Genomic DNA, 13,297 nt, shown 5'->3' on the forward strand with positions numbered 1-13,297 from the left:
CGATCGCCGAGCGATCGTGACGCCGGGGCGAGCGAGGAGGAGACCGTGAAGAAAAAGAGCATCCTGCTGTCGTGGGGGATTTCTTATCTGGTGATCCTGCTCATTCCGATCGCCATCGGCGCGGCGGTATTCGCGGAATCGCGCAGTCTGCTGGAAGAGGAAGTGGGGCGTTCCAACATGGTGCTGCTGTCCCAGGTGCAGGAAACGATCGACAGCCAGATCCGCGATATCGGCAGCATCGGCACGCAGTTGACCGTGGATCCCCAGCTCGGCAGCTTTATCAACCACGCTGCCGAGCCGGATGCGCGCTGGCGCCTGATGGCGATCGACCTGATCCGCAATTTCAGGGCGATCCGTACCGGCAACGGGCTGATTCGCGAGATGTATCTGTATATCAAAGACGCCGATCTGGCGCTGTCTTCGTCGACTCTCGCTTCGGGGAATACGATATACGATATGTTTTACGACGGAACCGGCGAAACGAAAGAAAACTGGGCGGCCCGGATGCGAAACGCGCAGACGGGCGAATTCCGCAAAATGAAAGTGCTCAGCGAAGATCAGCGGATCGAAGAAACGCTGGTGTATATGCAGCCTTTTCCTATTAAAGCCGCCGGCCCCGGTCCGTCCGTGCTCGTGGTCATGCTGGACCCCGAGCGTTTCCAGCAGGCGATCGACAAGATGCGGCTGGACAAAGAAAGCACGGTCATGATCCTGGACCGCGACGGCAGCGCGCTGTTCGCCACCGGTCCGATTGAGAACCCTTACAGCCTGCTGGACGGCTCGCTGCTGGATGAAACGAACGATGCGGGAGATGCCGACGCGGATATCGCGACGGCCGTCCTGAACGGCGAATCGGTGACGGTGTCGCAGATTTCGTCCGGTCTGCAGGACTGGAAATACGTCTCGATCGTGCCGACGCGCATCTACGCCCGCAAGCTGCTGGTCATCCGCAATATTACCGCCGCCGGCGTGGCCGGCGGTCTGCTGCTGGGCGGCGCGGCCGCCTGGTGGTTCACGCGGCGCAATTACCGCCCGCTCGGCCGGATCATGAACAGCATCTCCGACAACGTCAAGTGGAAGCTGGAGCGTCCCGGCGACGAATTCGGCATTTTGCAAAGCGTGCTGACCCGCACCTGGGAAGAACGGGACCGCTTTGCGCTGAGGTTCAAAGAACAGCAGACGATGCTGCGCGGAAGCCTGCTGGCGAAGCTGCTCAAAGGACGGCTGCGGCCGGGCGAGGAACGCAACGGCGAGCTGGAACGGCTGGGACTGAGCTTCGAATCGGACCGCTTCGCCGTGCTGCTTGTGCATATCGAGAATTACGACGGACTGTTTCGCGCCCGGCAGCCCCAGGACGAAGAAGGCAGGCTTCAATTCGTGCATCTGATCCTGAGCAACGTGCTGGAAGAAATGCTCGGCGCCGCAGGCCCGGTTTATTCCGCGGAATTGAACGGACGGCTTGCGTTTCTGGCGAATATGAAGCGGGAAACGGACGCAGAAGAAAGCGCGGCCGGCGAAGCGGAAGAGTCCGCCGCGAAGCTTTCGGGGACCGGCGAGGCGGAGGAAGCGCGGATCGTGCGGATCGCGGAGGAAGCGCAGCGGTTGATCGAAAGCCGATTCCTGATCCGCTTCTCGGCCGGCGTCAGCGGGATCGGTCACGGGATACCGGCGATTGCGGACTGCCGCGGCGAAGCGGAAGAAGCGCTGGAATACCGGCTGATTCTGGGCATCGGGCAGATTATCGGGCGGGAGCGTATTCGGCGGCCGAAGGAAGAATTGTATTACCCGCTCGATCTGGAGCGGCAGCTCGTCAATTATATCGCGACGGGCAATTACGCCCGTTCGACCGAAGTGATGAACGAGATCCTGATGACCAACTTCGCCGGGGAGCCGCTGTCTGTCGAGCTGGCCCGCTGCCTGATGTTCGAGCTGATCGGCACCATCTTGAAAGCCACCGGAGAGATCAAAGCCGACGACGAAGCCGAAGCGTCGCGTCGCAGCGAATTGATCCGCAGTCTGTTTGCCTGCGAGACGTTCGAAGAGATCGAAGCCGGACTGCTGAACGTGCTGGAAACGGTTTGTCAGGACGTGCACGAACGCAAGCGCTCGCACAACGAAGAACTGAAAGAGCAGCTGATCGAGTTTATTCGCGAGAATCACGCCGACGTTAACCTGGGCCTGACCTCGATCTCCGAGCGCTTCCGGTTTCATCCGACCTACGTATCGAAGTACTTCAAAGAACAAACCGGTCTCAATCTGATCGACTATATCAATCAGTACCGGGTAAGCCGGGCGAAAAAGATTCTGGAAAACGAGGATTCGGCGGTGCAGGAAGTGTCCGAGCGGGTCGGCTTCCTGAACAGCAGCTCGTTTATCCGGGTGTTCAAGAAATACGAAGGGATCACGCCGGGACAGTACAAGCAAAAAAGCCGCCTGGTGCATCGTTAAGCAGCTTCGCGGCTTTTTCGCCGCGGGCGAAACGGCTTCTTCGGCGGCGATCGCTTCGGCAGCGTCCTGTTGAAGCGCCGTGCGGCCAAACCCGCGCCGCTGCGGGGTTTTGCCATGCGCTTAATCGCAAAAAACCGCCTTTTTCACAAAAACCGCCATTTTTTAAAAAGACGTTTTCGACAAAAAATCGCCATCAGGGCGAATATGAGTCATTGAGCCGGACGCCGGTAGCGGATATAGTTGGCCTCAGCGATTGAATGCGCTTACACAAATTGCGGAGGTGAACACATGCAGCGCAAATCGATTGCGATGCCCGGCGCCGCGGAGCGAAGAAGCTTCCCGGCGCTGAAGCGCTATATCCAGCATCGGTATTATTTTCTGATGCTGCTGCCGGTCCTGGCGTACTTTCTCGTATTCCATTACGCGCCGATCTACGGCGTGCTGATGGCGTTCCAGGATTACCGGGTATTCAAAGGCATTTCGGGCAGCGAATTTGTCGGACTCAAGCATTTTCGCGAATTGTTCGACGGACTTTATTTTCTGCCGGTGCTGAAGAACACACTCATTATTAACGCGTACAAGATCGTGTTCGGCTTCCCGGCCCCGATTATTCTGGCACTGCTGATTAACGAAGTCATGCGCCCGAGGTTCAAGAAATGGGTACAGACGATCAGCTACCTGCCGCACTTCTTGTCGTGGATCGTGCTCTCGGGCATTATTATCGAGATGCTGTCCCCGAGCCGCGGCGCGCTGAACGTGCTGCTGATGGAACTGGGCTTCCAGCCGGTGTATTTCCTGGCGAGCACCGACTGGTTCCGCAGCGTGCTGGTCAGCACGGAAATCTGGAAAGGCGTCGGCTTCTCGGCGATCATCTATCTGGCCGCGATCGCGGGCATCAGCCCCGAGCTGTACGAAGCGGCGGAGGTCGACGGGATCAGCCGGCTGAAAAAAGTCTGGTACATCACACTGCCGTCGATCGCGCCCGTGATCGTCATTATGATTATTCTGAACTCGGGCAGCATCATCAACGACGACTTCGACCAGATCTACAATCTGCTCAACACGAACGTGCTCAGCGTCGGCGACGTCATCTCGACCTATACGTACACCGAAGGCATCGCCAAGATGAATTACAGCTATGCCGCGGCGGTGGGCTTGTTCAAGAACGCGATCGCGCTCGTTATGGTGCTGACCGCAAACACGATCGCGCGCCGGTTTAGCGACCAGGCGATCTTTTGAAGAAAGGGGCGTACCGCCGATGAAAATCAAAAATCGAAGTGTGTCCGACCGGATTTATCTGACGTTCGTGTATGTCGTCTTGTCTCTGCTGTGCGCGTCGATCGTGCTGCCGATGATGCAGGTGCTCACCGTCTCGGTCAGTCCCGTCGAAGTGATCAACAGCTACGGCTTTCATTTGTTCCCGACCCGGTTCGACTTCAGCGGTTATCGAGAAGTGTTCCGTAATTCGCTGATCTGGACCGCCTACGGCAATACGATCTTCCGTACCGTGCTCGGCACGGCGCTTACGGTGCTGCTGACCTTCATGGGCGCTTATCCGCTGTCGAAGAAAAGTCTGCCGCACCGTCCGTTCTGGACCGCCCTGATCGTATTTACCATGTTTTTCTCGGGCGGGCTGATTCCGAGCTATATGCTGATTAAAAACCTGGGCCTGATGAATTCCGTCTGGTCGCTCGTTCTGCCCGGGGCGGTAAGCGTGTTCCTGCTGCTGATCGTCCGCAACTTTATTTCCGCGCTGCCCGAAAGTCTGGAAGAATCTGCCAAGATCGACGGAGCCGGCGAACTGTATATTTTGTGGAAAATCATTATGCCGCTGTCGATGCCCATTCTCGCGACCGTCTCGCTGTACAGCGCCGTGGGGCACTGGAACGCCTGGTTCGACTCGATGCTGTATATCCGCGACGAGCACAAACAGGTCCTTCAGCTGATTCTGCGCAAGATTGTCATCGAAGGCACGATCGACCCCGCCGCGGGCGGAGGAACCGATCTGATCGAGAAGCCGGTCAACAGCGAATCGATGAAGATGGCGACGCTGGTCGTGTCCATTCTGCCGATCATCTGCGTCTATCCTTTTCTGCAAAAGTATTTCGTCAAAGGCACCATGCTGGGTTCCGTCAAAGGATGATACCCGGCCGGGCCGGGTTCACAGATCGGACTTCGTCCGATATAATCGATTAATATCTTGGAGGGGTTCTTATGACAAAGAAGCGAATCGGAAAAAGGCTGGCGGGACTTGCGGCGGCAGGGCTGCTCACGGGCGTGCTGTCCGCCTGTGGCGGAGGCGACGCGGGGAAAGAAGCGGAAGCATCCGATCCGTCGAAGCCCGTCGAACTGGACTGGCTCGGCTACAACTCGTACGCGCAGCCCGACCCGAACGCGGATATCGTGAAGATGGTGGAGGAGAAATTCAACGCCAAATTCAATATCTGGTACGTGGACGCGCAGCAGTGGAACGACCAGGTCAACGTCAAGTTCGCCGCGGGCGAAATTCCCGACGTGCTGCAAATTCGCGAGCAGATTCCCAAGTACGTAGCGAACGGCATCCTGGCGGAAATCTCCGAAGACGATATCCGCAAGTACGCGCCGACCTACGCCAAAGTCATCGACGACTACGACGCTTCGCTGTGGAATACGGTCAAGTACGAGGGCAAGATTTACGGACTGCCTTCCATTAACTTGAACGGCGATTATCCGCAGGCGATGATCTGGCGCAAAGACTGGCTGGACAAAGTGGGCATCGACAAGATTCCCGAGACGCTGGACGAGTTTGAAACCGCTTTAAAAAAATTCCGCAACGAAGATCCCGACGGCAACGGCAAGAAAGACACGTACGGCATGTCCGATTACGCGCTCCGTTATATCATGGGCGCGTACGGCATGCCGGCGGACCAGGCCAACTATGTGCTCAAGGACGGGAAGATCGAATTCGCCGCCGTGCAGCCCGAGATGAAAGAAGCGCTCGCGCTTCTGAATAAGTGGTACAAAGAAGAACTGATCGACCCCGAGTTTATCACGGGCGAGAACACCGGCGGATATTGGGCCGATTCCCAGGCTTTCTACAACAACCGGATCGGCCTGACCGGCAACGGCATGTTCTACCACTGGCGCAACGAACTGTTCGGCGACGGCGACGAAGGCGGCGGACAGTACCAGAACTTCAAGAAAGCGCAGCCGGACGGAGAAATCGCGTTCGGGGTGCCGCCGGTCGGCCCGGACGGTCAATCGGGCGCGCCGCAGTGGGGCGTGAACAGCGTGCCGCTCGGCATTACGCCGAAAGCCGCCGAAGATCCGCGCAAAGTGCAAACGATCCTGACCATGCTGGAAACCAGCTTTACGGACTACGATTACTATACAACGGTGCTGCGCGGCGAAGAAGGCGTGGACTGGAAAGAAGAAACCGACGGCTCCGTGATCGCGATCAAAGATCCGAACGACGCCAACGCCAGCTTCAAGCGGGGCGCGCAGGTATTCAACATGATGGAAAATCCGGAATTCGGCAAGAAAGCGTCCAAGCAGCTGTATGCGTTCGGCGATTCGGTCAAGACCAAAGGCTATCCGCCGGTCGTGGTTCCCGCGGTGGACAGTCTGTCGCAGTATTCAGGCAATCTGGGCAAGCTCCAGCAGGAAACGTATATGAAGATTATTATCGGCGAGCAGCCGGTGGACAGCTTCGACGCGTTTGCCAAATCTTTTATGGACAACGGCGGCTCCCAGGTGGAGAAAGACGTCAACGAAGCGTATCAGGAAATGCTCGGCAAGTAACAGCGGCTTCCGCATAATCGGATCGGATCGGGCACGCGCCGGAGAGAAAGACGGAACTTACGGATTCGAAACGATTCGATGCGCGGTTTGACGAAGGCTGCGCCGAAGCCGGATATCGAAGTGAAGAGGGGAGGGAGAGCGTTGAACCGGAAAGAATCGACTTATTTTTCAAGATTGCTGTTCTTCAATATCGCTTTGATTCTGCTGCTGGGCGTACTGCCGCAGGTCGGCATCTTCCAGTATATGATCCAGGCGTACAATACGGAGCTGTACCGGTTCAACACCCAGTCCGCCAGACAGATCCAGAATACGGTGGACCAACAGCTGCTGCTGCCGACGGTGCAGATCGCCAAGCGCAATCTGACGGAACTGTCCGACGACAATACGGCGCTCTTCTACCCGATGACGCACGATATCCGCCACGACTACTCGGCGATTGCCGCGGTCAAGGAAGCGCTGACCGCGCTGCAATCGGAACAGCCGTTTATCCGCTACGTCGATATGTACTACTTCCGCGATCCCGTGTTTTTCTACGGCACCCGCTACTTTTACTTCCCCGGGGAATCGGAGCGCGATCCGGGATTCCGTGCGGCCTGGCTGGACGACTTCCTGACCACGGATATCCAGGTGGGCTGGTACGCGGCGTCCGCGCCGGACGCTTACGGAACAAACGAACGGCTGATCAGCTACGTGCGCAGCTATCCGTACTTCGCGCCGGCGGACCGCCGCAAAGCGGTCTTCGCGATCCATCTCAAGGAAAGCGCGGTCCGGCAGGCGCTGGCGGACAACTTCGATCCCGGCTACGGGCTGTCGCTGATCGTGGACGAACAGGGCCGGCTGATCTCGCACAACGGCGCCGGCGAAGACGAAGCGGTTTATAATGAAGCCGCCTCGATCTGGGCGAACCGGGAGTCTTCGTCCGACGAGACCGGACAGGGCAGCTTCGAGAGCGAGCTGGACGGGCGCAGCGCGGTGGTGGCTTATGCGCATTCGCGCGTCAACAACTGGGATTACATCACGGTAGTCGACAAGAACGTGTTCTACAAAAAAGCGGCCGAGCTCAAAAACCTCATGTACGGCGTCTGGGCCGCGCTGCTGGTCGTCGGCGTCGCCCTGCTGTATATGCTGACCAAGCGCCAGTATCGGCCGATCGATACGACGCTGCGCCGCTATTCCACGCAGATTCACGACCTGAACGAGCAGTTCGCGATCAACAAGCCGGTCATCAAGTACCATTATATGATGGACCTGCTGAGCGGGGCCGGTTCCGGCGTCCGCGCCGACGCCGGCGAAGACGAAATGCCGGCGATGCTGGACTTCGAACTGCGGCGGGGAACGGTCTGCGCCTTTATTATGCGGCTTGCGGAAGTTCCCGGCGAAGAACCGCCGCTGACCGCTTCTTACCAGTTCGCCGAGCGGCTGGAATCGGAGCCGCTCGAAGACGGCCGGCTCTGGGCGGTCGTCGCTCCGGACCGGCGGATCTACGGGCTGCTGAACGTCTCCGGCGGCGAAGCGCGGGCGCAGCAGCTTCTGACCGGCCTTGCAAGCCGGCTGACGGGACCGGCGGACCGGCTGTTTATCGGTTCGGCGCGGATCAGCGGGCGCGAAGGCATCGCGGCTTCGCACCGCGAAGCGCAGGAAGCGTCCCAATACGCGTTCTTCTATCCCGGGCGGGCTTCGCTGCGTTATGCCGAGCTGGATACGGACAGCCGGCTGTCGACCGGCGGTTCGGCGCGGAGCTTCGACGAGCTGGAAAGCGCGCTGCGCTCGGGCGACGAGAAGCGGGCGCTTCAAGCGATCGGCGCCACGGTCGACGAGACGCTGGCGGGACATTACACCGCCGAATACGGTATGCACCAGCTGAACGAACTGGTCTATACGCTGCACAAAACGCTTAAAACGCTGGGCGTCGACACCCAGCAGCTGTTCGGCGCGGATATTCGCGAACAAGTACGCCGGCTGCCGGACATCGGCGTCTTCCGCGGCTGGATCGACGATCTGGCCCGGACCGCGCTGCTTCATCTGCGCGAGCGCCGCCAGAGCACCAACCGGGAGCTGGTGGACGGCGCGCGCGCTTTTATCGACGACAATCTGTACAACGAGATCAGCCTGGACCGCGCCGCCGAGCATCTCGGCGTCACGTCCAACTACGTCAGCCGGCAGTTCCGGCTGAATACGGGCATGACTTTTATCGAATACGTCACGACCAAGAAGCTGGAAGCGGCGGCCGAACTGCTGCGAGCGGGCGAGCTGAACGTCAGCGCGATCGCCGAGAAGCTCGGCTACCAGTCGACCAATCATTTTATCCGCATTTTCAAAGAAAAATACGGCCTAACGCCCAAACAGTACCAGAAAAGCGGGCAGACCGGCGCGGAGCAGGATATTTCCTGAAGGAGGACGATTACCCATGTGGCAAAAAGCGATCGAAGACGCCCTGCAGGTCACGGCGCGCAACTTCGACCGGTTCGGGGACCGGTTTCCCCACGTCAGCGAGGACGGCAAGCATTACACGCTCAACGACAATACGGAATGGACGGCGGGCTTCTGGTCCGGCATCCTATGGCTGTGCGCGGAATACACCGGCGACCCGGCGTTTCGCGAACAGGCGGTCAAGACGGTCCGCAATTTCCGCAGCCGAATGGACCGCAAGATCGTATTCGACCATCACGATATCGGCTTTCTGTATTCGCTCTCGTCCAAAGCGCAGTGGATTCTGGAGCGCGACGAAGAAGCGCGCGCGCTCACGCTGGAAGCGGCGGATATGCTGATGAAGCGCTGGCGGGAAGCGCCGGGCCTGATTCAGGCCTGGGGCCGGGAAGGGGACGCGGAGAACGGCGGCCGCATTATTATCGACTGCATGCTCAATATCCCGCTGCTGTTCTGGGCGCACGAGCAGACGGGACGCGAGTCCTATCTGCGAGCGGCGGAGCGGCACGCGCACAAGTCGCGGCGCTTCCTGGTCCGCGGCGACGGGTCCAGCTATCATACGTTCTTCTTCGATCCGCAGACCGGCGATTCGATTCGCGGCGGCACGCACCAGGGCTACCGCGACGGTTCGACCTGGACGCGGGGGCAGGCCTGGGGAATCTACGGTTTTGCTCTTGCGGCGCGTTATCTGCACAGCGCCGACATGCTCGATACCGCCAAACAGATGGCGCGTTACTTCGACGCCCGTCTGCCGGCGGACCGGGTCGCCTACTGGGACTTCGACGCTCCGATTACGCCGGATACGAAGCGGGACAGCTCCGCTTCGGCGATCGCGGCCTGCGGCCTGCTGGAGATTGCGGACCAGCTGGACGAAAGCGATCCGGAGCGGGATTTTTTCCGGGGGGCGGCGGAAGCTTCGATGATTTCGCTGGTGCGGCACTATTCCACGCACGGCGATCCGGAGGCGGAAGGGCTGCTCAAGCACGGGTCCTACTCCGTCAGAGGCGGCGCTTCGCCGGACGACTACGTAATCTGGGGCGACTATTATTATCTGGAGGCGCTGATGAGGCTGGAGCGGGGAGCGGCGGGCTATTGGTATGAGCGGGGATAAGGCTTCTTGAACGGGACGCCTTTAAGCTGTCGAGAAAGTCCTATTCGTACGAGAAGCGTAACAGCTGCGTGAGAAATTCGTTAGCTTACGCTTTCGATGTGTCTTTCTTCGAAAGACTTTAGGTCGCGTGTTGAAATCGGGAAGAGGAATTAGATGTAAGTGGTATCTTCCCGATTTCAAAGGCGAACACTATCAGCATATGCTTCCGAAGTGACTTTCTTCGAAAGTCTTGACCTTCACTGAATTTCTCCCTCCGCATATTCGCTTCGCTTAGAATTGAACTTTCTCTAAACTTTCGGGCGTCCCGAAGAGGACGCCTTTTTGGGGTGTTTTGGCAGGGAGAGTTCGTTATAATTGAATGGATAAGGTTGAAACCGCTTTACAGGCAGGACGGCCAAAAGGTCGCAAGGAGAAAAGGAGGATAAACATGATTGCGTATTATCGGTTGAGGGAAGCGATACTGCGGGTAGAGCGGAAGCCGGACGATCTGGCGGGGGCGGCGGTTACGCCGGAGAAGCTGGAAGAGCTTCGGAACTCCGAGCGGTTTGCGGATCTGCTCGGAGAGATTCGGGCGGAAGCCGAGCTTGCGGCGAAGGAGCCTGTGCCGGCGCTGGATTTCGCGGATCTGAAAGCGTTCCGCGAACGGGGGACGCGGCTGGAAACGGAGCGGCCGTATTTTCGCCGCCGCGCCCGTCTGCTGGCGCTGACGCTTGCGCTGCTGATCGACGAAGACGAAGCGCATCTGGAGCCGCTGGAGCGGACGGTCTGGGAGATCTGCAACGAATACAGCTGGGCCGTGCCCGCCCATCTGAATTATGCCGAAGACGACCAGCTCGGCGACGTGCTGCCATCGGATCGGATCGTCGATCTGTTCGCCGCGGAGACGGCGCACGCGCTGGCCGAAATGCTGCTGCTGGTCGGCGATCGGCTGCATCCGTGGATTGCGCAGCGCGTCCGGCTGGAAGTGGAGCGCCGGGTATTCGAGCCGACTTTCCGCGGCGATCGGCCGTTCTTCTGGTTCTCGGCGGAGCACAACTGGTCCGCCGTCTGCGCGGGCGCGGTCGGCATGGCCGCGCTGCTGCTGGTCGAAGACCGGGAGCGGCTGGCCTGGATGCAGGCGAGAGTCGTCGACGCGATGGGCAGCTTTCTGTCCGGCTACGGCGAAGACGGCTGCTGCATGGAAGGCGCCGGATACTGGACGTACGGCTTCGGTTACTACGTCTATTGGGCCGAGATGCTGCACGCGTATACCGGCGGGGAAATCGACCTGCTTGAGGGCGGAAAGATCCGCCGTATTGCCGATTATGCGGGCACCGTTGCGCTGACTGTGCCGGCCTGCGTGAACTATTCGGACTGCGCGCCGTCGATCCGGCTGCATCCGGGTCTGCTCAGCCGGCTGCGGAGACGGATCGGCGCGTCGGCTCCGGCGGTTCCGCTGACGCCGTCGTTCCACGACGATCACTGCTACCGTTGGCCGCACCAGGTGCGCAACCTGCTGTGGACCGACGATGCCTCGGCCGAAGGGCGGCCGTCGACAGGCTCGTTCCATCTGCCGGATGCCGGATGGATTATCGACAAGCGGGAGACTTCCGCCGGATTATTCGCGTTCTCGGCCAAAGGCGGCCGCAACGACGAACCGCACAACCATAACGACCTGGGACACTTCATCGTACATATTGCCGGCGAAACGCTGCTGACGGATCTCGGGCCGGGGATGTACACGCAGGATTATTTCGGCCCGGGACGTTACGGGCACCTGCATACCTCCTCGCTCGGACATTCCGTGCCGGTAATCAACGGACACGGACAGAAGGGCGGCGGCGAATACCGGGCCGAGGTGCTGCGCAGCGAACGCGAAGGCGACAATCTGCACTTCGATCTGGATCTGTCCCGCGCCTACGGCGAAGAAGCGGGACTGCGCTTCTTCGGACGTTCATTTGCCTGGACCGGCCGGGAAGAAGAAGCGTTCGCCCGCCTGACGATGCGAGACGAATTTGAATTCGCCGATCCGGCAGAAGCAGCCGTGACCGAACATTTTATCAGCCTGCACCGCCCGGAGATGGAACCCGGCAAGATCGTCTGGCAGGGAGCGAGAGGACGCGCCGAACTGCGCTACGACGCCGAGCTGTTCGAAGCGGCGACCGAGGAACTGGCGACGAACGCGCATCAAAGCGAACCGCTGCTGATATACCGCACCGCGCTGACCGCCCGGCAGCTGCCGGAACGGTTCGTTTGTCAGTGGAGCCTGGACTGCTCGGGAGTATAGCGATTACGAACAAGAAGGAGCCCGACACGATGAGCCGTTCCCCTATCCATAAACTTTTGAAAGCGCACGGCGTTGCCCTGGCTCCCGGCTTGAGCGAGGACGAAGTGCGGCGCGCCGAACAATTGTACGAAATCCGTTTTCCGCCGGATCTGCGCGAGCTGCTGATGGAAGTTCTTCCGCTGGGAGATCGATTCTACAACTGGCGCGATTTCTCGGAATCCAATATCCGCGTTATTCGTGAGCGGTTGGATTGGCCGCTGGAAGGCATGCTGTTCGATGTGGAGCACAATGTGTTCTGGCCCGAGAACTGGGGAATGCGCCCGACGGAACTGGAAGAAGCCAAAGCGATCGCGACGGCGGAATATGCCAAAGTTCCCAGACTGATCCCGCTGTATTCGCACCGCTTTATTCCCGAGACTCCGCACGAAGCGCGCAATCCCGTTTTTTCGGTCCATCAGATGGACGTGATTCATTACGGAGAGAATCTCGAAGAATATTTTAAAGTAGAGTTCCGCGACAAGTCCTACGAGGAGATCGATTGGAACTCGATTCGGCCGATCCCGTTCTGGGGAGAGTTGGAATTTCTATGAACGATACCATCGAACGGCCTCAAAAAATCCGGATCGTCGGCATTATCGCCAGCGGCAAAACGACGCTCGCGCGCCGTTTGTCGGAGCGGCTCGGCATTCCGTGGCATGAACTGGATTCGGTCGTATACCGGAGCGAAGGTACGGAGCGGTACAAACGTAAGCCGGAAGAACAGCGGAAGCTGCTCGAACAGATCGACCGGTCGGGGTCCTGGATTTTTGAAGGCACGGACCGGTCTGTTCATACCTTCCTATACGAGAGGGCGGACGCGATTATTTTTCTCGATCCGCCGCTGTGGAAGCGCAGGATGCGTATCGTCAGCCGATGGATCAAACAGCGGACCGGGCGCGAAGAGTGCGCGTACAAGCCTGATCTGTCCATACTCAAGCTGATGTTTCGCTGGACAAGGGACTTCGAACGCGATCGGCCGCGGTTTGAAGCGAAGCTGGATTCCTACGGAGCGAAAGTGCTGCGCATTACGAACACTGCCGAAGCCGAACGTCTCCTTGAGATCGCTTGGCAGCCGGGGCCTCTACATAGGACTGGAAAAACAATCGAAAAAGCCGGGAGGAAATGACTATGCCAAAAGATCAAGCCGTGCTGAATCTGATCGCGCACAGCGGGCTCGAAAGGCTTGCCGCGGAGCTGGAACGAACGGCGCTGCCGTCCAATCGGAT

At 59.2% G+C, this 13,297-nt stretch carries 9 protein-coding genes; all 9 read left to right on the forward strand.

All coding sequences use genetic code 11. The annotated features are described in order from the left end of the window. Positions 1-45 precede the first annotated feature (45 nt). The 9 genes from QWJ34_RS22150 to QWJ34_RS22190 all read left to right on the forward strand — a co-directional run bounded on the left by QWJ34_RS22150 (position 46) and on the right by QWJ34_RS22190 (position 13,197). On the forward strand, positions 46-2,448 hold the full coding sequence (locus QWJ34_RS22150) for an AraC family transcriptional regulator (RefSeq protein ID WP_302731248.1): 2,403 nt from the start codon (positions 46-48) through the stop codon (positions 2,446-2,448). Positions 2,449-2,736: 288 nt separating this feature from the next. Next, a complete protein-coding gene (locus tag QWJ34_RS22155) occupies positions 2,737-3,687 on the forward strand; it encodes an ABC transporter permease (protein ID WP_302731249.1) in 951 nt (316 codons plus the stop codon). Positions 3,688-3,706: 19 nt separating this feature from the next. Further along, the gene (locus tag QWJ34_RS22160) at positions 3,707-4,591 is read left to right on the forward strand and encodes a carbohydrate ABC transporter permease (RefSeq protein ID WP_302731250.1); all 885 of its coding nucleotides are present in this window, start codon (positions 3,707-3,709) and stop codon (positions 4,589-4,591) included. Between the two features lie 71 nt (positions 4,592-4,662). Next, on the forward strand, positions 4,663-6,228 hold the full coding sequence (locus QWJ34_RS22165) for a type 2 periplasmic-binding domain-containing protein (RefSeq protein WP_302731251.1): 1,566 nt from the start codon (positions 4,663-4,665) through the stop codon (positions 6,226-6,228). 141 nt (positions 6,229-6,369) lie between these two features. After that, on the forward strand, positions 6,370-8,619 hold the full coding sequence (locus QWJ34_RS22170) for an AraC family transcriptional regulator (RefSeq protein WP_302731252.1): 2,250 nt from the start codon (positions 6,370-6,372) through the stop codon (positions 8,617-8,619). Positions 8,620-8,635: 16 nt separating this feature from the next. Next, entirely contained in the window at positions 8,636-9,766 is a 1,131-nt protein-coding gene (locus QWJ34_RS22175; RefSeq protein ID WP_302731253.1) for a glycoside hydrolase family 88 protein, read from the forward strand. A gap of 427 nt (positions 9,767-10,193) precedes the next feature. Further along, the gene (locus tag QWJ34_RS22180; protein WP_302731254.1) at positions 10,194-12,032 is read left to right on the forward strand and encodes a heparinase II/III domain-containing protein; all 1,839 of its coding nucleotides are present in this window, start codon (positions 10,194-10,196) and stop codon (positions 12,030-12,032) included. A gap of 29 nt (positions 12,033-12,061) precedes the next feature. Further along, a complete protein-coding gene (locus tag QWJ34_RS22185) occupies positions 12,062-12,622 on the forward strand; it encodes an SMI1/KNR4 family protein (RefSeq protein WP_302731255.1) in 561 nt (186 codons plus the stop codon). Next, complete coding sequence (locus QWJ34_RS22190; RefSeq protein WP_302731256.1) at positions 12,619-13,197, forward strand: P-loop NTPase family protein; 579 nt, start codon at positions 12,619-12,621, stop codon at positions 13,195-13,197. The genes QWJ34_RS22185 and QWJ34_RS22190 overlap by 4 nt, the downstream gene beginning before the upstream one ends. Positions 13,198-13,297: the final 100 nt, after the last annotated feature.

The organism is Saccharibacillus sp. CPCC 101409 (assembly GCF_030518235.1).
Taxonomy (GTDB): domain Bacteria; phylum Bacillota; class Bacilli; order Paenibacillales; family Paenibacillaceae; genus Saccharibacillus.

Coding starts and splice junctions, on each gene's coding strand:
- QWJ34_RS22165 (WP_302731251.1), top strand. CDS start 4,663: ATGACAAAGAAGCGAATCGGAAAAAGGCTGGCGGGACTTGCGGCGGCA.
- QWJ34_RS22160 (WP_302731250.1), top strand. CDS start 3,707: ATGAAAATCAAAAATCGAAGTGTGTCCGACCGGATTTATCTGACGTTC.
- QWJ34_RS22190 (WP_302731256.1), top strand. CDS start 12,619: ATGAACGATACCATCGAACGGCCTCAAAAAATCCGGATCGTCGGCATT.
- QWJ34_RS22155 (WP_302731249.1), top strand. CDS start 2,737: ATGCAGCGCAAATCGATTGCGATGCCCGGCGCCGCGGAGCGAAGAAGC.
- QWJ34_RS22180 (WP_302731254.1), top strand. CDS start 10,194: ATGATTGCGTATTATCGGTTGAGGGAAGCGATACTGCGGGTAGAGCGG.
- QWJ34_RS22185 (WP_302731255.1), top strand. CDS start 12,062: ATGAGCCGTTCCCCTATCCATAAACTTTTGAAAGCGCACGGCGTTGCC.
- QWJ34_RS22175 (WP_302731253.1), top strand. CDS start 8,636: ATGTGGCAAAAAGCGATCGAAGACGCCCTGCAGGTCACGGCGCGCAAC.